This window comes from Rhodococcus sp. NFXS4 (genome assembly GCF_058139645.1).
The window spans coordinates 3,226,148-3,250,873 of sequence record NZ_CP192221.1; the positions used below are offsets into that span (position 1 = coordinate 3,226,148).

General features: G+C 68.4%; 22 protein-coding genes, 1 tRNA gene and 1 riboswitch. Of the genes, 10 read left to right on the forward strand and 13 right to left on the reverse strand.

Annotated features, from left to right (window positions below; genetic code table 11):
• Nucleotides 1–78: 78 nt before the first annotated feature.
• Nucleotides 79–175: riboswitch (SAM riboswitch) on the reverse strand.
• Between the two features lie 254 nt (nucleotides 176–429).
• On the forward strand, nucleotides 430–1,983 hold the full coding sequence (locus J4E04_RS15085) for a GGDEF domain-containing protein (RefSeq protein WP_490148925.1): 1,554 nt from the start codon (nucleotides 430–432) through the stop codon (nucleotides 1,981–1,983).
• Nucleotides 1,984–2,021: 38 nt separating this feature from the next.
• A tRNA-Cys gene (locus J4E04_RS15090) sits at nucleotides 2,022–2,092 on the forward strand.
• A gap of 8 nt (nucleotides 2,093–2,100) precedes the next feature.
• Here J4E04_RS15090 and J4E04_RS15095 read toward each other — a convergent pair.
• Entirely contained in the window at nucleotides 2,101–3,723 is a 1,623-nt protein-coding gene (locus J4E04_RS15095) for a GMC oxidoreductase (RefSeq protein ID WP_490148926.1), read from the reverse strand.
• A gap of 350 nt (nucleotides 3,724–4,073) precedes the next feature.
• Here J4E04_RS15095 and J4E04_RS15100 point away from each other — a divergent pair, with 350 nt between their 5' ends.
• Nucleotides 4,074–5,153, forward strand: coding sequence for an SDR family oxidoreductase (locus tag J4E04_RS15100; protein ID WP_490148927.1), 1,080 nt, complete (start codon nucleotides 4,074–4,076; stop codon nucleotides 5,151–5,153).
• 310 nt (nucleotides 5,154–5,463) lie between these two features.
• Here J4E04_RS15100 and J4E04_RS15105 read toward each other — a convergent pair whose 3' ends face one another.
• Complete coding sequence (locus tag J4E04_RS15105; protein ID WP_056447200.1) at nucleotides 5,464–6,546, reverse strand: tartrate dehydrogenase; 1,083 nt, start codon at nucleotides 6,544–6,546, stop codon at nucleotides 5,464–5,466.
• A gap of 142 nt (nucleotides 6,547–6,688) precedes the next feature.
• On the opposite strand from J4E04_RS15105, the gene J4E04_RS15110 reads away from it, so the two are divergent.
• Nucleotides 6,689–8,287, forward strand: a complete 1,599-nt coding sequence (locus J4E04_RS15110; RefSeq protein ID WP_328810149.1) for a GMC oxidoreductase — start codon at nucleotides 6,689–6,691, stop codon at nucleotides 8,285–8,287.
• Nucleotides 8,288–8,305: 18 nt separating this feature from the next.
• Here J4E04_RS15110 and J4E04_RS15115 read toward each other — a convergent pair whose 3' ends face one another.
• Entirely contained in the window at nucleotides 8,306–8,947 is a 642-nt protein-coding gene (locus J4E04_RS15115) for an ANTAR domain-containing protein (protein WP_490148928.1), read from the reverse strand.
• A 45-nt stretch (nucleotides 8,948–8,992) separates the two neighbouring features.
• Complete coding sequence (locus tag J4E04_RS15120; RefSeq protein ID WP_056447194.1) at nucleotides 8,993–9,970, reverse strand: Gfo/Idh/MocA family oxidoreductase; 978 nt, start codon at nucleotides 9,968–9,970, stop codon at nucleotides 8,993–8,995.
• A gap of 62 nt (nucleotides 9,971–10,032) precedes the next feature.
• Between J4E04_RS15120 and J4E04_RS15125 the strand changes: the two genes are divergently transcribed.
• The gene (locus tag J4E04_RS15125; RefSeq protein WP_490148929.1) at nucleotides 10,033–11,043 is read left to right on the forward strand and encodes a Gfo/Idh/MocA family protein; all 1,011 of its coding nucleotides are present in this window, start codon (nucleotides 10,033–10,035) and stop codon (nucleotides 11,041–11,043) included.
• Here J4E04_RS15125 and J4E04_RS15130 read toward each other — a convergent pair.
• From J4E04_RS15130 to J4E04_RS15140, 3 genes are all read right to left on the reverse strand, one after another.
• Nucleotides 11,036–11,665: a class F sortase gene (locus J4E04_RS15130; protein WP_490148930.1), complete on the reverse strand. Its 630-nt coding sequence runs from the start codon at nucleotides 11,663–11,665 to the stop codon at nucleotides 11,036–11,038. The two genes, J4E04_RS15125 and J4E04_RS15130, sit on opposite strands and share 8 nt — an antisense overlap.
• 1 nt (nucleotide 11,666) lies before the next feature.
• On the reverse strand, nucleotides 11,667–12,932 hold the full coding sequence (locus tag J4E04_RS15135; protein WP_490148931.1) for an ice-binding family protein: 1,266 nt from the start codon (nucleotides 12,930–12,932) through the stop codon (nucleotides 11,667–11,669).
• Between the two features lie 445 nt (nucleotides 12,933–13,377).
• Nucleotides 13,378–14,130, reverse strand: a complete 753-nt coding sequence (locus J4E04_RS15140; protein ID WP_490148932.1) for an IclR family transcriptional regulator — start codon at nucleotides 14,128–14,130, stop codon at nucleotides 13,378–13,380.
• Between the two features lie 193 nt (nucleotides 14,131–14,323).
• On the opposite strand from J4E04_RS15140, the gene J4E04_RS15145 reads away from it, so the two are divergent.
• Nucleotides 14,324–15,088, forward strand: a complete 765-nt coding sequence (locus tag J4E04_RS15145; protein ID WP_056447180.1) for a CoA transferase subunit A — start codon at nucleotides 14,324–14,326, stop codon at nucleotides 15,086–15,088.
• Nucleotides 15,085–15,750, forward strand: a complete 666-nt coding sequence (locus J4E04_RS15150; protein WP_027504030.1) for a 3-oxoacid CoA-transferase subunit B — start codon at nucleotides 15,085–15,087, stop codon at nucleotides 15,748–15,750. The genes J4E04_RS15145 and J4E04_RS15150 overlap by 4 nt, the downstream gene beginning before the upstream one ends.
• Before the next feature lie 17 nt (nucleotides 15,751–15,767).
• Here the strand turns inward: J4E04_RS15150 and J4E04_RS15155 are convergent, their stop codons facing one another.
• Genes J4E04_RS15155 through J4E04_RS15165 form a run of 3 tightly spaced genes read right to left on the reverse strand, consistent with a single transcriptional unit; the run spans nucleotide 15,768 to nucleotide 18,589 of the window.
• Nucleotides 15,768–16,793 (reverse strand): NAD(P)-dependent alcohol dehydrogenase, encoded by a 1,026-nt coding sequence (locus tag J4E04_RS15155; protein ID WP_204870263.1) that lies wholly within the window; start codon nucleotides 16,791–16,793, stop codon nucleotides 15,768–15,770.
• A gap of 37 nt (nucleotides 16,794–16,830) precedes the next feature.
• Nucleotides 16,831–17,535: an iron-sulfur cluster assembly protein gene (locus tag J4E04_RS15160; protein ID WP_490148933.1), complete on the reverse strand. Its 705-nt coding sequence runs from the start codon at nucleotides 17,533–17,535 to the stop codon at nucleotides 16,831–16,833.
• 1 nt (nucleotide 17,536) lies between these two features.
• Nucleotides 17,537–18,589, reverse strand: coding sequence for an amidohydrolase family protein (locus J4E04_RS15165; RefSeq protein WP_056447174.1), 1,053 nt, complete (start codon nucleotides 18,587–18,589; stop codon nucleotides 17,537–17,539).
• 168 nt (nucleotides 18,590–18,757) lie between these two features.
• Here J4E04_RS15165 and J4E04_RS15170 point away from each other — a divergent pair, with 168 nt between their 5' ends.
• Nucleotides 18,758–20,221 (forward strand): helix-turn-helix domain-containing protein, encoded by a 1,464-nt coding sequence (locus J4E04_RS15170; RefSeq protein WP_307095238.1) that lies wholly within the window; start codon nucleotides 18,758–18,760, stop codon nucleotides 20,219–20,221.
• A 59-nt stretch (nucleotides 20,222–20,280) separates the two neighbouring features.
• On the forward strand, nucleotides 20,281–21,048 hold the full coding sequence (locus J4E04_RS15175) for an ANTAR domain-containing protein (protein ID WP_490148934.1): 768 nt from the start codon (nucleotides 20,281–20,283) through the stop codon (nucleotides 21,046–21,048).
• Nucleotides 21,049–21,055: 7 nt separating this feature from the next.
• On the opposite strand, the gene J4E04_RS15180 is transcribed toward J4E04_RS15175, so the two are convergent.
• Together J4E04_RS15180 and J4E04_RS15185 are read right to left on the reverse strand one after the other, a co-directional pair.
• A complete protein-coding gene (locus J4E04_RS15180; protein ID WP_490148935.1) occupies nucleotides 21,056–21,835 on the reverse strand; it encodes a TIM barrel protein in 780 nt (259 codons plus the stop codon).
• Entirely contained in the window at nucleotides 21,832–22,878 is a 1,047-nt protein-coding gene (locus J4E04_RS15185; protein WP_222638271.1) for a Gfo/Idh/MocA family oxidoreductase, read from the reverse strand. The genes J4E04_RS15180 and J4E04_RS15185 overlap by 4 nt, the downstream gene beginning before the upstream one ends.
• Before the next feature lie 126 nt (nucleotides 22,879–23,004).
• Between J4E04_RS15185 and J4E04_RS15190 the strand changes: the two genes are divergently transcribed.
• A complete protein-coding gene (locus tag J4E04_RS15190; protein WP_056447165.1) occupies nucleotides 23,005–23,982 on the forward strand; it encodes a LacI family DNA-binding transcriptional regulator in 978 nt (325 codons plus the stop codon).
• On the opposite strand, the gene J4E04_RS15195 is transcribed toward J4E04_RS15190, so the two are convergent.
• Nucleotides 23,972–24,628, reverse strand: a complete 657-nt coding sequence (locus J4E04_RS15195; RefSeq protein ID WP_235578814.1) for a TetR/AcrR family transcriptional regulator — start codon at nucleotides 24,626–24,628, stop codon at nucleotides 23,972–23,974. The two genes, J4E04_RS15190 and J4E04_RS15195, sit on opposite strands and share 11 nt — an antisense overlap.
• Nucleotides 24,629–24,726: the final 98 nt, after the last annotated feature.

Below are 24,726 nucleotides of genomic sequence, written 5' to 3' on the forward strand. Positions count from 1 at the left end.
CAGCACTCTCGACACCACTCGAGGTGCAGGCGCAGGACGTGCGGGCGTCGGGTCGTCACAGTGTTCATCGGCGGATCTCCTCCATCGGTCCTGGCGGTAGCACCCACACACTCGAACTCGAGGCGGGTTGCTGCGACGTCGACGAGCCAGGTCTCTCGGTCGCTCTGGATGGTGAGGAAAATGTAGCGCCGACGTCTCGAGACGTCAAATCGCACAACAGTTTTCAGATCCGTCGAGTTCGAATCATGATGACCGGAAAGGGTGACAACCGCACCGACCGCGTGTTCGCGGTGGTCACGAGCCCGAGGTCTCACGGCCAGACGTGCGCCGGATCGCCGCGACGGAACCGTCCCGGTCGGTACATTCACGGGGTACACGGTGGAGGTCAGCCGACGACGGATCACCGGTGACGGGGACCGGGGTGCTCGCGTGACGCCACACATCGACAGAGCGCACCGCGGCGCGCGGACGTCGCCCACCGAGTCACCTCTCGAGACACCCGCACGGCAGGTGCTCGACATCCGGTCGATCGCGATGGGAACGGCGATCACCGGTTCCGCCCTGTCACTGGGAGCGGGCTGGGTGGTGCCCGGTCTGTTCTTCCCCGGCATCGCCCCGATGCTCGCCACCGCTCTCGCCGTCGCTGCGGCCGTGGTGGGAGCCGGCATCATCTGGCGCTCGGGGCGGCTGACCGAACGCCAGTTCGTCGCCATGGGCATGGTGATGCTGTGCGGTACGACGTTCTCCGCGGTGGCGGTGACCGATCCGGCGGGTTCCCTCGCGATCGCCGCGCTGCTCACCATCGTCCCGGTGCTCTCCGCGGCCGCGTCGCCGCCCGCGATCGCGTGGTCGTTCACCGTGGCTGCCGGTGGAGCCGCCGTCGTGGTGTCGTTCGCCTCGGCAGGATCTGCGGCCATCGCGTTCATCAGTGCCGGCGCGTCCCTGACCATCGTCGTCGTCCCCGTCGTGTTGGTGTGGGGCCTGCGGCGGTCGATGGTGCGGGTGAGTCACCGATTCGACGTGCTCGCACGCACGGACGTCCTGACCGGCCTGTTGAACCGCCGGGGCGTACTCCCCCGTCTGACGGAACTGCTGGGTGCCGCGGCGTCGCGGCACGAATCGGTCACCACCCTCGTCATCGACATCGACAACTTCAAGGCCGTCAACGACACCCACGGACACACCCACGGTGATCGGACGCTGCAGTCCGTCGCGCGAGCGGTGGTGCTGGCGACTCCGGCGGGCGCCGTCGTCTCCCGTCTCGGCGGCGAGGAGTTCCTGGTCGTCGCCCGCGGTGCGCGTACGGCCGATCTCGCGGACCGTGTCCTGCGATCGGTGCGCACACGGTGCTCGGTGACGGTGAGCATCGGCACCACGACGGCCGTGGCCACGGCTCCCGACGGCGCCGCGCTCGCCCTCGGCGACGTGGAGTCGACGCTCGACTCCTTCATCTCCTGCGCGGACGATGCGATGTACCGGGCGAAGCGTCTCGGTCGTGACCGCGTCGAGCACGGCGACACGACCCGGTTCCACCCGCCGTCACTGCTGCGAGCACGGTCGTCTGACCACCTCCGGTCCCGTCGACGGCAGGCTGTGCAGAGACGCGCGCGCACCGAGGCCGCCGCGGCGGTCGCTGCCACCCTCGTCGCGCTGCAGACCCGCGGACACGGGCCGGAACACACGGCCGTCCGACTCGCGATGCTGTCTCGGCGCCTCGAGACGGAGATCGACGTGGCGACGACGTCCCGTTCGGATCGATACTCCGCGGCACTGCGCTCCGCGGCCGCGCTCGATCAGAGCATCGGCATGGCGATGGAACACCTCGCGGTGAACCGGGACACCGCGGCGGCACTCCTGCAGTCGGCCGCGCACGCCGAGGGAACCTCACTCGGCGCACTGTGTCGAGCGCTGGCGTCACTGGCGGACGAGAACCCGGCGGCGGCCGCGAGGTATCTCACCGCGACAGCCCGAGAATCACCGTGAGCGCAACCCTGTCCCGACAGGTCCGGGTTTCCTGACGTGGGATGGCCGAGTGGTGAGGCAACGGCCTGCACAGCCGTGCACACGGGTTCGATTCCCGTCATTCGCTCCACGGGGCGCTCAGCGATCGGCGATCACCGTCGCGATGTTGCGTTCGGCGAGCGCCGCGATGGTGAGCGACGGATTGACTCTGCCGGTGCTGCCCGGGATCAGCGCTCCGTCGACGACGTGCAACCGGTCGTGGCCGAGGACGCGGCCGTGCGCGTCCGTGGCTCGGCCCAGCACCACCCCTCCCAACGGGTGCGCCGTGAACGAGGTGTTCACGTCCGGAACCCGCAGGGGCGGATACCCCACACCGATTCCGGAGCGCTCCGCGATGCGGTCGTGCACCGGTCGCAGGGCGTCCGAGACGGCGATGTTGCCGGCCTCCGGCCAGTCGAGCCGTACCGACCGCGTCGACTCGTCCCACACGAACCGCCCTCTCGTCGGGTCCATGACCATGCCCAACGAGCCGATCAGCGTCAGATCGACGGGCGATCCGGGGACGAACCAGTTCTCGAGGGTGAGCGGGGCGCCCGAGTCGTCGGAGATCCTCGACGCCGAGGGCGACGCCTGCACGATGCCGTTGCCCTCCGGGCTCATGCCCCGGACGAGTGCCGCGTCACCGTTGGTGCCCCATCCCTCACCGACGTGTTCGTTCAGGTCGGGGAGCAGTCCGGTGTCGCGGGCATGCACGAGAAGCCGCGACGTTCCCATCGACCCGGCTCCCAGGAACAGGTCGTCGCAGGTCACCGTGCGGGTGGAGAGGACCTCGGCGGACGGGTCGAGCAGATCCACGGTCAGCGCGTAGCGACCGTCCGCCTCCCTGGTCACGGCGGTGACCTCGTGACGCGCATGGATCGTGCACCGGCCAGTGGCGCGAGCAGCGGCCAGATAGTTGCGGTTGAGGTCGAACTTGGCGCCGTTGGAGTTGCCGAGGTTCGACTCCCCGATGATCGCGGACGGACGGGACCGACCGGCCATCTCTCCGCGCACCACGTCCCAGTCCCAGATACCGTCGATGCGCTGTGGTGTGTACCCGGCGCGGCGGACCTGGTGATCCCACACCCGTGAATGCGTGAACGGCAGCGACTGATAGACGTCCTCCGGCATCGGTGCGAGCCGCAGCTCGGAACGGACGAGCGGGTAGTGCAGAGCCTGCATCTCGTCGTACGAGACGAGCCCGGTGAAGAGCTGGTCGAAGAACCGTCGTTCGGGGGCGATCATCACGCCGGTGAACACCAACGAACCACCGCCGACCGCGGCTCCGGACCACACGTCGATGGTGCCGTGTTCGCTCACGTCGAAGATGCCGCCGAAGCGGTCGGTGGGAACCGTGGGCAGTCCGGTCAGCGGAGCAGTGCCACCGCGACGCCAGAACGCGCGCCCGTCCGGCAGGAAGTCGTTGGCGAAGATCTGTCGACGCGGATCCGTGGGCCACTGCGACCCGCGCTCCAGGACGGTGACGCGAACGCCGGCCTCGGCGAGGCGCCGCGCGGTGACCGCGGCACCGAAGCCCGATCCGACCACCACGGCCTCCGAATGCGCCGGCGCCGGATCGATCGGTGCGTAGAGCTCGGGCACCGCCGACCGGTACAGACCGTCGAGTATCGGAGCCGCGCGGGACACCGCTCCCGGTCCCGTCGACCCGATCAGGCCCGCGACGCCCATCGCGCCCAGGAACTGTCTTCTCGACCACTGCATGTCGACGCTTCTCTCCACCCGGTGCAGGTGATCGCGGGTGTCGCGGACGGGCAGCGGATGCGCTGAAGCTTCCTTACTCGCCGGTAAGTTGTCCACTTCGCCCGGCTCGATGAGAGGCGATCGGCCGTGACGTCGACGAGTGCGCCGCACCACTCGGGCTGTTCCGACGCCCGCGCGCTGCGCACGGCGTTCCGCGCACGGTGCAGCGCGCGCTCGGCACCGGGCGGTGCGCTCGGCGCCACGTAGCGGACCAGTGCGCCGCGCCACTCGGCCCCACTGGTTGCTCCGTTGCCCCTACGGGTAGCCCATGCTGGATCGAGACACGATCACCGATCGGAGGCATCACACACATGGCAGCACGAAGTCCGGGCACGGCGCTCGTCGTCGGAGCCACCGGCATCTCGGGGCAGACCATCTGTCGACGACTCGTCGACGCGGGGTGGCGCACCTACGGGTTGTCGCGCAAGACCGAGTTGCCGGTCGACGGCGTGACACCCGTGACGGCCGACCTTCTCGACGCCGATGCTCTGAGTGAGGCACTGCGCGGAACGGCGCCCGACCTCGTGTTCTTCACGGCGTGGATGATGCAGGACTCGGAGGCGGAGAACATCGAGGTGAACACCGCCACCCTCCGGAACACGTTCGACGCGCTGGCACCGGAGAACTCGGTGGAGCACGTCGCTCTCATGACGGGTCTGAAGCACTACCTCGGCCCGTTCGACGCCTACGGCGCCGCGGTGACGGCGGAGACCCCGTTCCACGAGAGCGAGGAGCGCCTCGACACACCGAACTTCTACTACGCCCAGGAGGACGAGTTGTTTTCGGGCGCAGACCGACTGGGCTTCACCTGGAGCGTGCACCGGGCACACACCATCTTCGGGTTCGCCGTGGGCAACGCCATGAACATGGCACTCACCCTGTCGGTGTACGCCACTCTCTGCAAGGAGACCGGCGAACCGTTCGTCTTCCCCGGTTCGGAGACCCAGTGGAACGGTCTGACCGATGTCACCGATGCCGATCTGCTCGCCGAGCAGATGATCTGGGCCGCAACGAACGAGAACGGCGCCGACGAGCCATTCAATGTCGCGAACGGCGACGTGTTCCGTTGGCGATGGCTGTGGCCGCGCATCGCCGACCATTTCGGTGTCGAACCCGTCGGTTTCGACACCGAACCGCGACCGTTGGAGACGCGAATGGACGATGCACCCGACGCGTGGCGGCGCATCGCCGAGAAGTACGACCTCGTCGAGTCGGACGTGACTCGACTCGCATCGTGGTGGCACACCGACGGCGACCTCGGCCGCGACATGGAGTGCCTGACCGACATGACGAAGAGCCGCAAGGCGGGGTTCCTCGGATTCCGCTCGACCAGTGAGAGTTTCGCGGAGAACCTCGCTCGGTACCGGGACGCGCGGATCATTCCTCGCTGACGTCGGACGCAACGGCCGGGCGGGTGGACCCGCCCGGCCGTCGGCGTCAGGACGCGATCGAGAGGCTCTTCAGAATGTTCAGGAAATCGGTCAGAGGCAGCAGATCTCCGAACGAGAAATTGAGGAAGCTGAGGCCGTTGAGAATGCTGAGCATGATGTCTCCCGAGTGAGTGATGTCGCGATTGTTTCGCGCACACAGATCATGAAGGACCCGTCGTCACGGACGACGATGAACGGTGTGGTGACCTGTCACTGACTTGGTCGTGCTCACAGACAACGCCCCGAAACGGTGTCAATTTCGAGAACATCATCAGCGAGCGAGAGCGGTCACCTCGTCCGCGATGATGCGCCCCAACTCGTCGGTCCCCGACGTTCCGCCCATGTCCGCGGTGAGCGCGGCGCCGCCCCGTGCCAACACGTTCTCGACCGCGGTCAGGACCGTGCGCGCGGCATCGGGTTCGCCGAGGTGATCGAGCATCATGCTGCCGCTCCAGATCTGTCCGATCGGATTGGCGACGTTCTTGCCCGCGATACCCGGTGCCGATCCGTGCACCGGCTCGAACAGACTGGGAAAGAGCCCCTCCGGGTTGATGTTTCCACTCGGGGCGATGCCGATGGTGCCCGCGATCGCCGGTCCGAGATCGGACAGGATGTCCCCGAACAGATTGCTCGCGACGACCACGTCGAACCAGTCCGGGTGCAGCACGAAGTTCGCCGTGAGGATGTCGATGTGATAGCTGTCGACGTCCACCGTGGGGTGATGCGACGCCATGGCGGCGACCCGCTCGTCCCAGTACGGCATCGAGATGGAGATGCCGTTGCTCTTGGTCGCGGACGTCAGGTGGCGTTTCGGCCTGGTCTCGGCGAGTTCGAAGGCGTACTTCAGGATTCGGTCGACGCCGATGCGCGACATGACCGTCTCCTGGATCACCGTCTCACGCTCAGTTCCCGCGAACATCCGGCCGCCGAGATCGGTGTACTCCCCCTCGGTGTTCTCCCGCACCACGTAGAAGTCGATGTCGCCGACCTCGCGTCCCGCAAGCGGGCTGGTGACGCCCGGCATGAGCCGGATGGGCCGCAGATTCACGTACTGGTCGAAGTGACGTCGGAACTGGAGCAGACTGCCCCACAACGAGATGTGGTCCGGCACCACCTCCGGCCAGCCCACCGCTCCGAAGAAGATCGCGTCGAACGGTCGGAGCTCCTCGAACCAGCCGTCGGGAAGCATCTTTCCGTGCTCGACGTAGTAGTCGGCGCTGGCGTAGTCGAAGTACTCGTACTCGAGGTCGAGGTCGAACGCCGCCGCCGCGGCGTCCAGTACTTCGATACCGGCGGGAACCACCTCCTTGCCGATGCCGTCACCCGGGATCACTGCGATGCGTCTGGTAGCCATCGTTCGAGCCTAGTCGGGGCGAAACCTTGACACTCGCGGACAGAACTGTCTAGGTTCTGAGCACCCGGCATCGAGATCGGGTGTTCGCCGGGGGGTGCCCACAGGTATCGGCGGACTCCACGAACGATCCGGGGGAAGCCGCATGTCACCGTTCACTCGCCGCACGTTCCTCTCCGGCGCCGCCGCGGCCGGCGGTGCGCTGATCGCCGGCAACCATGCCGCCCGCGCCTCTGCTCACGGCATCGCCGCACGCACACAACGAGTTCCGCTCTCCCGCGAGGATCACCGCGTGGTGATCGTCGGCTCCGGGTTCGGCGGCGGCGTCGCCGCACTGCGCCTCGCACAGGCAGGCGTTCCGGTGACCGTGCTCGAGCGCGGTCTGCGATGGCCGACCGGTCCGAACGCCGAGACCTTTCCGCACGCTCGCTCACCCGACGGTCGTTTCCTCTGGTACGGATCCGCGAAGAACGTGTTCGGACGTCCGATCGACGTCCCGGCGTACACCGGCCTCGTCGAGGCGGTTCCCGGCGAGAACATGACCGCGCTGTGTGCGGCCGGGGTCGGCGGCGGGTCCCTCGTCTATCAGGGGATGACGCTGCAGCCGGCCGAGGCGGTGTTCGCGTCGCAGTTCCCCGGCGCACTGGACTGGGGCCTGCTCGATCGCGTCCATTACCCGCGGGTCGCCCGGATGCTGCACCTCGCGGTCGCGCCCGACGAGTTGGTCGACAGCCCCAATTACGCTGCACCACGAGCATTCCGGGACAGTGCACGACGACTCGGACTCCCCGTGTCGAAGATCCCGATGCCCATCGACTGGAACTTCGCGCTCGACGAACTTCGTGGCGAGATGGCCCCGTCCTACACCAACGGCGACGGCGCCATCGGCGTCAACAACGGCGGCAAGTTCTCCGTGGACGTCACGTACATCGCCGAGGCGGAGGCGACCGGGCTGGCGACGGTACAGACCCTGCACCAGGTCACCGACGTCGAACGGGCGTCCGACGGCCGGTGGACGGTCTACGTCGACCGCATCGACACCTCGGGGGCGGTCGTGGAGAACAAGATCCTCACCACGCCGACCCTGATCATGGCTGCGGGCAGCATGAACACCACGCGACTGCTGATGCGGGCGGCAGCGTCCGGCCGGATCCCGGACATGCCGGACGCGCTCGGCGACGGCTGGGGCACCAACGCGGACAGGATCTACTCGTGGACGACGTTCGACCAGGACTTCGGACCCGCACAGGGCGGCCCGGTGGTCTTCGGCAGTCTCGACTGGGCGGACCCGTCCCGCGCGATGACGGTCATCCAGGCGTCGTTCCCCCCTCTCGGGGTGGATGCCCGAACCACCGTTCTGGTCGGCTACGGCGTCAGCGACGCCCGTGGGCGTTTCGTCTACGACGGTGCGCGGGACGATGCGATCCTGCGGTGGCCGCACGAGGGGGATGCGGCCATCCAGAGTCACATCGACCCGCGCGTGCGCGCGATCGCCGGACCGAACAGCCTCGTCGTGGACACCAACGCGGTGTTCCCGTCCACCTGGCACCCGCTCGGCGGGGCCAACATGGGAACGGTCTGTGATCTGGAGGGTCGAGTCCAGGGACAGCGCGGCCTCTACGTTCTCGACGGCGCCCTGATTCCGGGCAACTGCGCCGCCTGCAATCCGTCGATGACCATCGCCGCAGTCGCGGAGCACGCTCTCGACAGCATCGTGGCCACCGACGTCGGCACCGTCATCTGAGCCGGTCCGCGGCCGGCGTCAGTCCAGCAGGGCATCGGTCAGCTCGACCCGCCGCGCGACGATGTCGTCCGCGAGCTGGGTGACGCGTATCCCGTCTGCGTAGGCGAGGGACCGGAGCCGAGCCACGGCCTCGTCGGCGGTGATCCGGAACCGTGCTGCCATCATGCCGGCAGCCACGTGCACGGAGGCGCGGGACAGCGGATCGTCCGCGGCGTCGTCCCCCACTCCGGCGACGTCGCGGCGCACCGCGGACGCGAGTTCCCCGGCGCACCGCGCGGCACGCGCCGCGGTCACCGGCGACCACGGATGCGCGTCGCGGCGATAGAGCTCGAGCACGCCCACCGTCGGCTCCGTGCCCACCGGAAGCGCGAACACGGCACCCACGTCGAGAGCTCGAACGGCGTCGTCGAACAGCGGCCACGGCGAGCCCTCGTCGGTACCGACCATGCTGATCATCGTCTGTTCACTCCGGAAGGCATCGAGGCAGGGCCCGGTTCCCAGCGTGAACTGCAGTTCGTCGATGCGGGTCGCGACGTCGTCGCTGCTGTAGACGAGGTCGCGGATCGCCGCGGTCACGATGACTGCCACCGCGATCCCGTCCACACCCAGCGACGGCGCGTACCGCTCCACCACGGCGCGGGTGGCGTCGAAGGAATCCATGGATTCTGGTGCCCGAGTCGGACATGGATAAACGTACCGCCGAGATCACTCCACGACGACGGTTCGGCCGCCCTCGTTCATCGAGGCGACGAGAGCGTCGGCGACGAGACCTGCACGCAGCCCCGCGTCCGCGTCGGCGAGCTCCGAGACCCGGCCGGCCTCGAGGGAATCGACCCACTCCTGGAGTTGCAGGCGATACGCGTCCGCATAGCGGGGAACCCAGTCGGCCGGGTAGGCCACGGACCGCCGGCGGTCGCGGTCGGTGACCACGTGAGTGGGCAGCACGAGCGCAGACGCTCCGATATCGCCCACCACCTCGCACCTCGTGTCGTATCCGTAGCGGGCGTTGAGGAAGATCTCGACCGTCACCAGAACGTCGGACTCGGTCCGCAACAGCATGATCTGCGGATCCTGGCGCGTTCCGGAGTGCGCGGACGTACGACCCGCGTGCCAACTCACCTCCGTGATCGGCGACGACAGCAACCACGGCACGATGTCGAGTTCGTGAATCGCGGAGTTGGTGATGGTCGACGCGGACGTGCCGCCGGGGTAGGCCTCGACGGTGCGACTCACGCAGTGGGCGACGAGGGGTTCACCCAGTTCACCGGAGGACACCACGCGCTTCAGTTCCACGTAGGCCGGATCGAACCGACGCATGAAGCCGACCGTGATCAAGGTGCGTTCGCCCTGCGCGGCGATGATCTCGCGGCACTCCGCCGCCGTGGGCGCGAGCGGCTTCTCGCACAGCACCGGCTTGCCCGCGGCCAGCGCCAGGTGCACCAGTTCGGCGTGGGTCGAATCGTGCGAGGCGATGACGACGGCGTCGACGTCGTCGCGCTCGATCAGCGCCGGGCCGTCCGCCGCGACGGTGGCGCCGCGCAGGGTGGAGGCGACTGCACTCGCCCGTGCTGCGTCGAAGTCGGCGACAGCGGTCACCGCCGCGCCCGACACCCGCCGATCGAGGGACAGGGCATGGTCCGCTCCCATGACGCCGACACCGATGATTCCAACCCGCACAGTCATGATCGAAAGTATTACATCTTAATGTCCTGACAAATATGCTTTCGTCTGATTGGCTCTGCCGCATGACGCGAAGCGCCTCCCTCCCCCTGTCACGAGTTCCCGATCCCCGTGACGCGCCCGTGCTCCGATGGGCAGTCCTCGGGCCGGGCTGGATCGCGCACCGGTTCGTCGAGTCACTGCACCGGCACACGACCCAGACCGTCGTCGCGGTGGGATCGCGCTCACCGGAGCGCGCACGCGCCTTCGCCGACGAGCACGGCGTCGACCGCGCGCACGGCACCTACGAGGCCGTCTTCGCCGACGACGACGTCGACATCGTGTACATCGCCACGCCGCACACCGAGCACCTCGCGAACGCCCTCGACGCCATCGCCGCGGGCAAGCACGTGCTCGTCGAGAAGCCGCTCGCCGTCGACGCGGTCGGCGCGGCCCGTATCGCGGAGGCCGCACGGTCGGCAGGAGTGTTCGCGGGAGAAGCGATGTGGACGAGATTCCTGCCGAAGTTCGACGTGATAGAGCAGGTGCTCCGCAGCGGCGTCCTCGGACCGATCCACACGGTGCTCGCGGATCACGGCGAGTTCTTCACCACCGATCACCGCATCTACGATCCGGCGCTGGCCGGTGGCCCGCTCCTGGATCTGGGAACGTACGTCGCGTCCTTCGCCTACTCGGTTCTCGGTGCACCGGAGACGGTGGATGCTCGGAGTCGACCTGCCAATGACCAGATCGACGGTCAGATCTCGGCCCTTCTCACCGGCGAGTCCGGACATGCGGTGCTCAACACCACGATCCTGACGAACACGCCGACGACGGCGGTCGTGTGCGGCCGGGACGGCACGCTCACCATCGCCGGGCCCTTCTTCATGCCGGGGCCGTTCACCGTCGCACTCCGCGACGGCATCACCCTTGCCTACGACGAGACCCCCGGCCTCCAGGTCGACGGACTGCATCTCGCCGCGGTGGAGGCTGCGAGAAGGATTTCCGTCGGCGAGGTCGAGTCCGCCGTCCATCCCCTCGCCGACGCGGTCGCGACCCTGGAGATCATCGACCGGATCCGCGAACGGATCAGCTGATCAGATCAGCGTAGACCACGATATTGTCGTCGTAACTGGCTGCGTCGCTGTCGAATCGACCGCCACACGTGATCAGCCGGAGTCCCGGGTGGTCGATGTCGCCGTACACCGTGGTCGTCGGGAACTCGGCCTTCGGGTACTGATCGACCTCCGTGACCCGGAAGCGCGACGTGGTGCCGTCCTGCAGAGTGACGATCACGTCGTCGTCCGGGACGAGGTCACCGAGCCGGGAGAACACACCCGGCGCACCGTCCCAGTCCACGTGACCGGCGATCACGGACGGCCCCATCGCGCCGGGAATCGGTGAACCCCTGTACCACCCGGCCGGAAACGCGCCGGGTGGTACCTCCATCGTCCCGTCCTGCTGCAGACCCAGGCCCATGAGGTCGGAACTCACGGAGATCGCGGGAACGTCGATGCGGACCGGCGGCGACGAGAGGGCCACGGCATCAGGGACACCGGTGGTGCCCTCGTCGACCACGCCGACGTCCGCCGACTCGGTCGCGGCCGGCGCCGGCGGGGCGGTGCCGGCAGCAGTGGAGCATCCGGAGATCAGCGCCAGCGCGAGCAGCACCGCAGCGCACAGTGAGCGCGCCGCGGTGGTGACGGAACGTGATGCCATGTCAGCTCTTTCGACGACGCAGCGCCAGGGCCGACCCGATGATCGCCGCGGCCGCGAGGCCGATCGACGCGGGCCGCCAGTGGTCGGCCGACCGGACGGTGCTGCCGTCACCCGTGTCGACGCCACCACCCGGGACCTGAGTGATCTGGCTGCCCGGCGAGTACCGGCCCGGCGCGTCCGGACCCGTGGGGACACCGGGGGTTCCCGGCGTGTTCGGGGTTCCGGGCGTGTTCGGGGTTCCGGGAGTGTTCGGGGTTCCGGGCGTGTTCGGGGTTCCGGGAGTGTTCGGAATTCCCGGCGTGTTCGGGGTTCCCGGCGTACCGGGAGTGTCCGAGGTGGGCGGGACCGCCGGTGCGGTGGGCACCGACGAGGTGGGCGGTGTACCCGGCAACCCCGGAAGACCCGGGATGGTGATCACGGGCGGGACACCGGGGATCGACGGCAGTCCCGGGATCGACGGGATCGGAATCACGATGGGAGGCACCACGACTCCCCCGTCGCCGACCGGGGTGGTGGTCGTCCGCGGGGAGCAGTCGTTCGCCGTGATCACGTTGTCGTCCAGGGTGACCGCGCCGTTGCGCGCCAACACACGTCCGGAGACGGTCGCACCGTTCTGGACGCTGATCGAGGTGAGCGCCAGTACCGTTCCGACGAACGTCGTGGAGGTACCGATGGTCGCCGAGCTGCCCACCTGCCAGAAGACGTTGCAGGGATTCACGTTGATCAGTGCCACTCTGCTGCCGGACCCCGTGATCAATGTGGACGGTGCCTGAAAGACGAAGACGGCGTCGGGATCCGATCCACCGTCCAACGTGACGGTGCCGTTCAGGGCCAGTGCGCTGGAAGCCTTGTAGACCCCCGGGGCGAGGGTGCTGCCGGTGATGTCGGCAGCGACGTTCGCCGAGATCGGCTCCGCACTCGCCTGGTCGTATGCCGTGGTGAGGTCCGACTGCGCCTGCAGCGCAACCGCGTCGGCGGCATGGATCGTGCCGTTGTTCACGAGACCGGGAGGGAACCCCGTGACGGCCGCGGTCGGACTGGTTCCGAGGTCACCCGAGATGACCGACGGGCCGGTGTTGGTCACGCCCGCACCGGCCAGGACCGCGTAACTGGCAGCGGTGCCGAGTCCCACCGGAGTGGCGGCGTCGGCGGTGCTCGCGCCGACGATCATCAGAGCCGCCGTGGCGACGGCGACGGTACCCAGTGCGGGGAGGCGGCCTCGCTTCGCGGCGTCGAAGGGAGAGCGGTCGAGGTGTGTCCTGATCATGCGGTTCCTTGCGCGATGTGGTGAATGTGCCGCATCCCTGATGCAGCACATGTGGTGCGCAGACTCTGTCCCCGACGACGCAGAGCGGTGCGATGACGCCCCGGCGACGTCGGCGCGTCGATGACCGTCCGAGAAGACGACCACGGCGCCGAGATGTGGCGGGGGCAGGTGTGAGATCGAGCCGACTCCGTCGAATGCGACGTAGATTTACGGCATAAATGAGAGTGAACAGGACGATAACGGTAATGTCAATGCATGCCGGAATTGCGACATTCTGTCGAGTCCGGACAATCACGTGATGGACGACTGAAATCTCTGTGCGACAACGATTCTCGGACTCTGATGTCGACATCGATACGATATCGGGCATGCATTCACGATATAACGGGTGAATAACTTGGATGTACCGCCTCAGTTCTGTCCGACCGGCCGCATCGACCTCCGATCACCGCAGACGCGAGGTCAACGCGTGTGCGGCCCGCAGCAGCTGTTCGCCGAGAACAGGGCGCCGGACATCGTCGAAACGGCCGGCGACGCCCGTCAGACTCAGCGCCCACGCCGGGGCGTCGCGGCGATCGAACACCGCGGCCCCGAGACCCCAGCTACCTTCCACCAACAACCCGGGATTCACCGAGTATCCCTGCACCAGAACTTGTTCCACCCGTTCGGCGATCTCGCGCGGCGCGTGACGTTCTCCCCAGCCGCCGAGCCTTGCACGGTCGAGGTACTCCACCCGCTCACGTTCGGGCAGGTGCGCGAGGATGACCAACCCGGCGGACGCGACTCCGAGGGGCATGCGCAGGCCGACGTGCAGGACGTGCGAGCGCAGCGGGAAACTGCCCTCCTCGCTCGCGATGCAGACCGTCTCGTCGCCCCGACGTGCCGACAGGAAGGCGCTCTCCCCCGTCGTTCGGGCCAGATCGCGCAGGATGTCTCCCGCGCTCGACGTGATGTCGTACCGCTCCGCTGCCATCGATCCGAGAAGGAAGGTCTCGGGCCCCAGCGCCCACCGGCCCGACTCGTGCCGATCGACGAAGCCCTCCGCCGCCAACGCGGTGACCATCCGGTGCACGGTGGGCCGCGCCAACCCGGCGGTCCTGGCGATGTCGGTGGTCGACGCGCCGTCCGGCTCGTGATCACCGATGGCACGCATCACGGCCGCGACTCGCGCGATGACCGACCTCGCTGCCTCCGCCATCACCACAGTCTAGGGCTCGCGGGGTGTCCACTCAGTGAACACCGTGCCGCCGATCGTTCCACGAGTCGAGCAGTTCGCCGTCCGGAACCCGTATCGCCTGCGAAGACGCTGCGGTCCTGATCGAATGCAGAGAGTGCGCACGTCCACTCACCGGACCGTACATCTGATCAGTACTCGATCTCAGGAGGAACTCGTGGCCACCGAAGTCCTGTCCACCCCCGCCGACGCGATACGCGGCGTCACGGACGGCGCCACCCTGGCCGTCGGCGGCTTCGGACTCTGCGGCATCCCGGACGCACTGATCGACGCCCTCGCCGCCACCGACGTCACCGATCTGGAGGTCTTCTCCAACAACTGCGGAGTGGACGACCACGGCCTCGGCATCCTGCTCGCAGCGCACCGGATCCGTCGCGTCACCGCGTCCTACGTCGGCGAGAACAAGGAATTCGCCCGGCAGTACCTGTCCGGCGAGCTCGAGGTCGAGCTCACTCCCCAGGGCACTCTCGCCGAACGACTACGCGCCGGGGGCGCGGGCATCCCGGCGTTCTTCACCCCGGCCGGTGTCGGCAGCCCCATCGCCGACGGCGGGCTCCCGTGGCGCTACGCCGCCGACGGATCCGTCGCACTCGCATCCCCCCCGAAGGAGACCCGCGTCTTCGGCGACAAGCGGTACGTCCTCGAGGAGGGCATCCGCGCCGACTTCGCGCTCGTGCACGCGCACCTGGGTGACACCGACGGAAACCTCGTCTTCGACAAGGCAGCCATGAACTTCAACCCGCTCGCCGCCATGGCCGGCCGCATCACCGTCGCTCAGGTCGAGCATCTCGTGCAGCCGGGCGAGATCGACCCGGCGCACGTGCACCTGCCCGGCGTGTTCGTCCAGCGCATCGTGGAGACCGGCCCACAGACACCCCGCATCGAGAAGCGCACCACCCGACCCGCAGGAGACGCACGATGAGCACCGACACCGGATGGACCCGCGAGAACATGGCTCGGCGCGCGGCGGCCGAACTGCGCGACGGTGACTACGTGAACCTCGGCATCGGGCTGCCCACACTGATTCCCGGCTTCCTCGATCCCGCGATCCGCGTCACGCTGCACTCCGAGAACGGCATCCTCGGCACCGGCCCCTACCCCACCGAGGACGAGGTCGACGCCAATCTCATCAACGCCGGCAAGGAAACCGTCACCACCCTGCCCGGCGCGGCGTTCTTCGACTCCGCGCTGTCCTTCGGCATGATCCGCGGCAGCCACATCGACACCGCCGTCCTCGGCGGCATGCAGGTCTCGGCGACCGGCGACCTCGCCAACTGGATGGTCCCGGGAAAGATGGTCAAGGGCATGGGCGGCGCCATGGACCTCGTCCACGGCGCCGCGCGCGTCATCGTCGTCATGGAGCACACCGATCGGGACGGCAACCCCAAGATCGTCGACACGTGCACGCTCCCCCTCACCGGTCAGGCCGTCGTCGACCGTGTCATCACCGACTACGCCGTCATCGACGTCGTCGGCGACGGCACCCTGGTCCTGCGGGAGACCGCGCCCGGTGTCACGGCCGCGCAGGTGCACGACGCCACCGGCGCCACCCTCACCGACGCCGACGACCTCGTCACGCACTGACCGGCGGCGGGCCGTTCTCACGGCGTGAGGATGGCCCGCCCTCGCACCGTGCCCGCGTCCAGATCGTCGATGGCGCTCTGGAAGTCGTCGAGTGCGTACTTCGCGGTGTGCAGAACGACGGACCCGCGTGCCGCGAGAGCCATGAGGTCGCACAGGTCGTTGTAGGACCCGACCAGGTTGCCGATGACGTTGATCTCTGACGACACGATGTCGATGGTGGGGACGTCGATGTTCTCGCCGTATCCGACGACGTGGTAATTGCCCGCCTGCCGCAACATCGCGATGCCCTCCGCCGTCGCGCCGCCTTCACCGACGAAATCGATGACCGCTTCGCCGCCCTGCCCACCGGTGAGCTCGAGCACCTGCTCGATGTGGGTGCCGTCGGCGACGACGCCATGATCCGCCCCGATGGACAGGGCCAGCTTCACCGCGTCGGCGTTACGGTCGACGACCACGATCTCGGCCGCGGTCAGCGCCTTCAGCACCTGAATCCCGATGTGCCCCAGCCCACCTGCACCGATGACCACGACGCGGTCGCGCGGAGTCAGATGCCGGGAAGCCTTCGCCGCGGCGTGATAGGCCGTCAGCCCTGCATCGGCGAGGGCAGCCACGTCCGCCGGCTCCAGCGAGTCGTCCAGCTTCACCACACTGCGTGCCGACGTCTTGAGATACTCCGCGTAGCCACCGTTCGTGTCGATGCCGGGGAACTGGTTGATCTCGCAGTGCACGTCGTCGCCGGATCGGCAGGCGCGGCAGAGCCCGCACGTGATGAGCGGGTGGACGATGACCTTGTCACCCTCCTGCACGTTCGTCACGGCGGAACCGACGGCGTGGACCCAGCCGGCGTTCTCGTGACCGATCGTGTACGGCAGGGTCACGTTCGACTTCTCGGCCCACTGCCCCTCGAGGATGTGCAGATCGGTACGGCACACCCCCGCTCCACCGATCCGGACGACCACGTCGAACGGCCCCGTGGGAGTGGGAACGGGCACCTCGGTCATTCGGAGTTTCTCGTGGTACCCCACGACCTGGACTGCGCGCATGGTGCTCATGATGTGTCTCCTCGGCTTCTCGGGAAGGTCAGGCGTCGACCGTCGTGCGGTCCGGGTCGTCGTAGCGGGTACGGAGCAGTCCCCGGCAGAAGTGGGCGTTGCCGTCGATCGAGATGCGGGTCGATCGAGCCCGACGCAGTGCGAGCGGCACGTCGAGCTGCGTGTAGCCGGCTCCGGTGTGATCGACCATGACGATGCTGTCGGGCACGTCGTCCAGGCCGAGGGACCGTCGCCGCGACCGCAGTGCCCTGGTGGTGTCGTCGTCCGGGAGATCGCCCAGCACAACAGTTCCCATGTCCTCCATGCGCCGGGACGGATCCCGCTTCAGCAGCGCGGTCAGGCACCGCTCCATCGCCGCGACGTGAGCCTTGCGCTGGAACGTCGTCCGGAGCTCCTCCAGATCGTTCTCCGCCTCGTGCGCGAAGGTGCCCCGGTACCCCACGTCCGCGGCGAGTCCCGCGTTGATGATCGGTGAATCGTGGTGGTCGTCGAGTTCCACCGTCACGTTCCGCGTCCAGGGCAGGCCGGTGAGCACGTCCTTCGCGTCGGAGGCCATGAGGTAGGCGAAGTTCGGCGCGCAGAAGGACGTCGGCAAGCGCAGGTGCACCACGACGTCACAGTCCTCGGAGACGGTGAGCGACTGCACGAAGTCGAGGTCGGTGATCGGCTCGTCGAGCTCGGGATCGATCACCACGTCCAGAGCCCGCATCGCCGAGTCGGCACGGGTGGTCATCTCACGCTCCCACGAGAACGTCGTCGGCCGCCCGGTCGGCGCCGCGCGGGCCGGTGGCCGTCTCGTCGGCATCGGCGATCTGCAGCTCCGCCGGAACCGGGATGTCGTACATCTTCGCGGCGTTCAGGCCCAGCACCTTGCGCTTCTGGTCCATCGTGATCTCCGGGTACTCGCTCAGCTCCGCCGGGATCTGGAAGTCGACGAACGACTCGATCAGCCAGCGCGGTGTCCAGAGGGCGTAGTCGGACGAGAACTGGATCCGGTCCTCACCGAGCCAGTAGAGCAACTCGCCCATGATCTGGCCGAAGTACTTCGGCCGGGAGTGGATGAACGGCATCGCGACGGCGAGCCCGGCATGCACGTTCGGCTCCTGGGTGGCGATCCAGCAGAAGTCCTCGAGCCGCGGGAGACCGCAGTGCTCGACGACGAAGTTCAGATCGGTGAAGTCGGTGGCGACATGATCGACGTCCGCCACGTCGAAGGCATCGCGATCGAGCGGCCTGATGGTCGGTCCCTTGTGGACGTGGATGTTGGTGATCCCGAGTTCGCGGCAGACCTCGAGGTAACGCCGGGTCCAGTCGTCGTCGAGCTTGTAGCCGCGAGAGTCTCCGTGCCACTCCGCCGTGTAGAGCTTGACGCCCTTCAGTCCGAACCGTTCGGCATCGGCGCGGAGCTGATCGAGCCCACGCTCGCCGTTGCGCGGATCGAAGTGGTGGTTGTAGGTGAGCTTGTCGGGATTCTGCGCCGTGAGGGCCCATGCCTCCTCCGTCTGCCCGAACCCGTTCACGTAGAACTCCCCGAGGTGGGCCGGCTGGAAGATCGCATGATCGACGTACCCGTCCTCGAAGAGGTCCTTCATCAGGCGGTCGCCGCCCTGGTAGAGGTACTCGTCGTACGGCCACAGCTCGCTCTCGGGCGACAGGTTGCGGTGGTAGTCGTAGAAGCAGTCGATGAACTGCTTGCCGTGGATGTTGCGCTGGTTCTCGGGCCGCGCGTCCCACAGCGCGACGTGCGCGTCGACGATGAAGAAGCTGTTGTCGCCCTTGGTGTACATCGAGATCCCTTCGTCGTGTGACTGGCGTCACCTTCACTGGCTCGACGCTAGGGCGCGACGGACGGGAAGCGGGCGTCCCCGGCGTCTCAATCTGAGACGGTCGACCACCCCTCGGGCGCTGTAACCTGGATCACAACCCGACCCGCTTCGACCCACCAGGACGCCCGCGTGCCAGCACAGCTCCCCGAACACCGGACCGGCTCCGGCCGCGAGGTGGACGCGGTCGCCGGTGCGGTACCCCCTCGGCTCCGCGCCTCCTGGCTTCGGAGTCGGCGCTACGGCATCCCGGTCGATCATGTCGAGCCGGTCTTCGCCGGGACGGAACGGCAGGAGTCGCTCTTTCGGCAGTGCGGTGACGAAGTGCTCGCCGACCTGCAGCGGACGCTCACCGCCGAGCCGGTGGGCCTCATGCTCACCGACGCCGACGGCCTCGTTCTGTCCCGCCTGAGCGGGGACCACACGTTGCTCCGCGCGCTCGACGACGTTCACCTCGCGCCCGGTTTCGGCTACTCGGAACGGGAGGTGGGGACCAACGGTCTGGGTCTCGCGCTGGCAGACCTGGCACCCACCCTGGTCCGAGCGGAACAGCACTACTCCCACAGCCTCACCGGCTTCACCTGCGCAGCCGCCCCGGTGCTGGATCCCGCGACGGGTCGTCTGCAGGGTGCCGTCAATCTCACCACCTGGTCCCGGACGTCGAGCGACCTCCTACTCACACTCGCACGGTCGGCCGCGAGCACCATCTCGCTGTCGATGTCGTCCCGATCAACCGGTCGACGAGAGCGACCGACGGTGCGTCGCAGCCTCTTCCGTATCGAGCACGGGTCCACCGGCACAGGCGTTCGACTCGGCGCGGAGTGGTCACGACTGGAGGCGGACGCCCACTCCGCGATGGCCGCGGGATCGACCGTCGCGGTGATCGGCCGCCCCGGCTCCGGCCGCTCGTCGCTGGTGACGCACGCTGCGCGGCGCGCCTTCCCGCGCCACCGCATTCTCTCGGCAGCGGCCCCCGCACCCGACGACGTCGACACGTGGCTCGACCTGTGGACGTACGAGGCGGATCGCACCGACACGGTCGTCGTCCTGCGCGACGTCGACACGCTCCCCGACTTCGCCGCGCAGTCACTCGTCGACCTGCTGCGGTCCGCCGAGACCCGGATGCCCTTCGCGGTCACCGCCGAACGACTGCACGACATCCCGGCCGCACTCGCCTCCGCGGTCGCATCGGTCGTGTCGCTGCCCCCACTGTCGGACCGACCGGACGACGTCGTGCCGTTGGCTCACGAGTTCGCGCGCGCGGTGCGCGGACGCGACGTGCACATCACCCCCGCGGCGGAACGCGCTCTGCAGCACCACGACTGGCCGCAGGGCGCGGCGGAGCTCCGCGAACTCGTCACGCGAGTCGCGTCGCGTGCGGACGTCGTCGACGTCGCGATGCTCCCCGCCGAACTGCTGGCGGGCCGGACGCGCCGGTTGTCGAGCATCGAGGCGTTCGAGCACGGGGAGATAGTGCGGGTCCTCGCGTCGGGCAAGGTCACGATGAGCCAGGCGGCCCGTCAGCTGGGGATGAGCCGCGCCACGCTCTACCGCAAGACGGCCTACTACAAGATCGATCCGCGGAACCCCGGCTGACGCACGTCGGCCGCGTAGTCTCGTCCCGGACGACTCGATCTCACGGGAGGGGCGCGGACATGGACGACGAACTCACGCGACGTCTGTTCGCACTGCGCGACCTCCCCCACTTCCGTCGGGCCCGCGAACGGGACTCGACGGCGACGACCACGGTCTCCGATTTTCTGACCGGCTCGGTGGACGACGATGCCGCTCTGCTCGTCGTGCTCGAGCAGGGCGCGGCGGCGGCGGTCCGATCACTCGACAGCGTGGCGCACGCCGGCATCACCGCCACCGTGGACGGCCACCCCTTCACCGTGTCCCCCACCGACGCCGTCGTGTTCGCGCTCGACGCCCAGCAGTACGACCTCGACGACGGACCCTGCCTGCGCGCGCTGCGGACACACTCGTCGCTGCACTTCTCCCACGACGAGGTGGCCCGACTCTGGCCGCCCCTGGCCGCCCTCGCGGCGAGGGCAGGCGTGGACCGGGTGCACGCGTGCGCGCTGACCGTCGACGGGGCGGCCGCCGGATCGGTCAACCTGTACGCCGCGGGGCCTCCCCTGTCCTCCGCGCAGGTCGAGGCCGAGGACGATCTGGTGTGCGTCCTCGTGGACCACCTCGACACCGCCCTGTGGTCCTACGGCCGCGGGCGCGACCTCGACGCCGGAGTCCGACGGATCGGTGCGGCCATGGCGGACCGCCGGGTCGTCGGCATCGCGGTCGGCATCCTCATGGTGCGGGACGATATCGACATGGGCGAGGCCCGAGCACTACTCGAGAAAGCCGCTGCCGCAGCAGAACTACCACTAGTCGACGTGGCCCGCCGGATCACAGAGGACAGCTGACCGACGATCACCGCGCCGTGAACGCCGCCTCGAAAGCGTCGAGTGCCTCGTCGGCATCGGCGCGTGCCCACCCCTCGAGACCGACGACACCGTCGTACCCCATCTCGCGCAGTGCGGCGGCGACGACCGGGTAGGCGATCTCCCCGGTGCCCGGTTCGCAGCGCCCCGGAACGTCGGCCACCTGGATCTCGCCGATCCAGGGAAGCGAGCGCCGCACCGTCTCGATGAGGTTCCCCTCGCCGATCTGAGCGTGGTACAGGTCCAGATTCAGGCGCAGCGCCGCACTGTCCACCGCAGACACGAGTGCGAGCGTGTCCGCCGCGGTGGCGAACGGTGTACCGGGGTGATCGACCGCGGTGTTGAGGTTCTCGAGGGTGAACACGCGACCGGCACGCTCGCCCAGCTCCGCGACCCGGCGCAGTGTGTCGGCCGCCCGGAGCCACATGTCGGGGGTCACCGTGTGCTCGGGGTGGACCGGCAACCCCTCGGAATCGAGACCTGTGCCGTGCAGATTCAGGCGCGGGCAGTCGAGCCGATCGGCCACGCGCAGCGACTCCGCGGCGGTGCGGAGCAACTCGTCGATGCCGTCCGGGTCGGTGAGGCTTCCGCTCAGGTACCCGGTCATCGAGGAGAACCGGGCACCCGTGGCCCGCAGATCGTCGATGTTCTTCGTCGACCAGTTCCAGATCTCGACCTGCAGGCCGCGGTCCGCGATCCGTCGGACCCGATCGACGAACGGCAGATCGAGGTGGAGCATCTCGGCGCTGGCCGCCAGCGTGTACGTCATCGGACACCGTCCGAGTCGAGATCCGCGACGGTGACCGCGGCGCCGGACCGCACGCTCTCGATCGCGGCGAGCGCGATCGACAGGGCTACCCGTGCGTCGGCTCCACCGACGACCGCGGGCGTCGAGTCGCGGACCGAGGACACGAACGCGGTGAATTCTCCGATGTAGGCCTCGCGCAGCAGATCGGTGTCGCGACGGGCGGTGTCCACGGTGATCCCGCGAGCGTCGTACAGGGTCATGTCGCTCGACGCCGCGGTGCCGGCAGTGATCATGCCGCCGGATCCGAACACCTCTCCGCGGACGTCGTAGCCGTACAGCGCGGAGAAGTTGGCCTCGGCCGTCGCGAGGGCGCCGTTGTCGAACGCGATGGTGACGACGGCGGTGTCGAGGAAGCCGTCGTCCCTGGCCTCGGGCCGGATCAACGCGTCGGCCATGGCGTGCACGCGCACCGGAGCGGCTCCCGGGTTGAGGAAACACAGCGTGTCGAAGTCGTGGATCAGCGTCTCCAGGAAGATGGTCCACGCTGGAACGCGGCTCGGATCTCCACCCCACGGGCCGGGATCACGGGTGAGCGACCGCAGCAGCTGGGGCGTACCGATCCTGCCCTCGTCGACGGCCCGACGTGCCGCCGCGAATCCCGGTGCGAAGCGTCGGTTGAAGCCCACCTGGAGTGTCACTCCCGCGGCCCGTGCGGCGGCGATGGCACGGTCCGCGTCCTCGAGGGTCACGGCCATCGGCTTCTCGACGAACACGTGCTTCCCGGCCTCCGCGGCCGCGACGACGAGTTCGGTGTGACTCCGCGCGGGGGCGGAGATCACGACCGCGTCGACGTCGTCACGCCGCAGGGTCTCGTGGATGTCGGTGGACGCCGTCGGTGCACCGAGTTCCCCGGCGAGCCTGTCGGCGGCGCCGGGCACCGGATCCGCCACTGCTCGCAGTGCGGCACCCGGTACCCGGCGCGCGACGATCTCGGCGTGGTTGGCGCCGATCCTGCCCGCACCGAGCACCGCGATGCCCACCACCTCCGAACGATCGACTGCCATGACGCCTCCTACTAGTACGTTCTAGTTTGCCTGTTCGCAGAGGCTAGAACGTACTAGACGCCGGCGTCAACACCCCCGTACGATCGGTGCGTGACCACCAGGAGACGAACCAAGCGTCCCGTCACGATGACCGACGTGGCACGGGCGGCGGGAGTCTCGACCGCCCTGGTGTCCATCGTCTTCCGCGACTCCCCCGGTGCCAGCGACGCGACCCGCGCACGGGTACGCGAGATCGCCGACGAACTGGGATACGTCCGCGATCGACGGGCGAGCAGTCTGCGGCAGTCGCACTCCCGGCTTCTCGGGGTCGTCTTCGAGCTGCAACAACCGTTCCACGGGGATCTGGTCGAACACGTCTATTCCGCCGCGGCTCGACGGGGCTACGAGGTGGCTCTCAGCGCCGTCGCACCCAGCAGAGGTGAGACAGCGGCCATCGACTCCCTTCGTCACGATCGCTGCGAGGCAACGATCCTCCTCGGCAGCCGACTGCCGGAGGACGAGCTGGCCGCGCTCGCCCGCACCGTTCCCACCGTCGTCGTCGCTCGCCGTGTCGACACCCCGGACACGGTGACGGTGCGCAGCGACGACGTCGCCGGCATCACGCTGGCGGTACGGCATCTCGAGGAGCTCGGCCATCGGCGCATCGCCTTCGTCGACGGCGACGGCGCACCGGGCAGCGAGGACCGATCCGCCGGTTTCCTGGACGCACTGTCCCACATCGACGACGCCCGAGCCGAGGTGGTGCGGGGCGGCCTCACGGAGGACGACGGAGCGCGAGCAGTCGAGGGACTCCTCGACACAGAGCACCCTCCCACCGCCGTGATCGCCTTCAACGACCGGTGCGCCACAGGCGTTCTCGCCGCACTGGTCGCTCGCGGACTCGCCGTGCCGCGGGACATGTCGGTGATCGGGTACGACGACTCGCGCGTCGCCGGACTGGACCACGTCGCACTCACCACGGTGTCCCAGGACGCCGAGAGCCTGGCCGACGCGGCGGTGGACGCCGCACTCACCCTCACCGTCGACGACAGTGCGCCGAGCATCGTGCTGACGCCCAGCCTGGTGTCACGGTCGACCACCGGCGCACCGAGGGCTACGTCGTGACGTCCGGGGCGGCACCGGTCACGACGGTCCGCAGATCACGGCACGCGACGCGATAGATCTCCGCCAGGTCGGCGTCCTGATCCCCGTCGTCCACGCGCGCCGCCCACGAGTCGAACGCAACCCGGACGGTCATGATCGCCGTCTCGGCGGTCAGGCGGGAGGGCGATCGCGGAACTCGCGCCGCCAGCGCGTCGGCCAGGCGAGCGATGACCACTTCGTCGAGGGCGATCGCCGCGGACCGTAGGTGCGCATCCGACACGATCAGCCGACGGATGCGCATCACGCGGTCGGACGACGCCGTGTTCGCCGCACTCATGCGCCGGAGGAACCGCTCCACGATGTCCTCGATGCCGGCCAGACCGACACCCGCGAGGTCGGCCTCGGTCACCCACGCCAGGATCTCGCGCTCGAGCCCGGCATCGAAGCCGACGACGGACTGCTCCTTCGTGGGGAAGTGACGGAAGTACGTGCTCTGCGAGATGCCCGCGTCGCGAGCGATGTCGCCGACGGTGGTGGACGCGAATCCCTGACGCTCGAAGAGTTCCAGCGCCGCCAGTGAGATCTCGGAACACATGTCGCGACGCCGACGTTCCCGCAGATCGGGCACCGGTGTCGCCGCTACCTCGGTCGAGCCGTCTCCACTCACGACATCACTCCTCTCCGAATGGCCGTCACCCTACATCAACAACCAGTTTGACAGTGACTGTCATGCAGGAAGACACTGTTACCACACCGAACGACAGA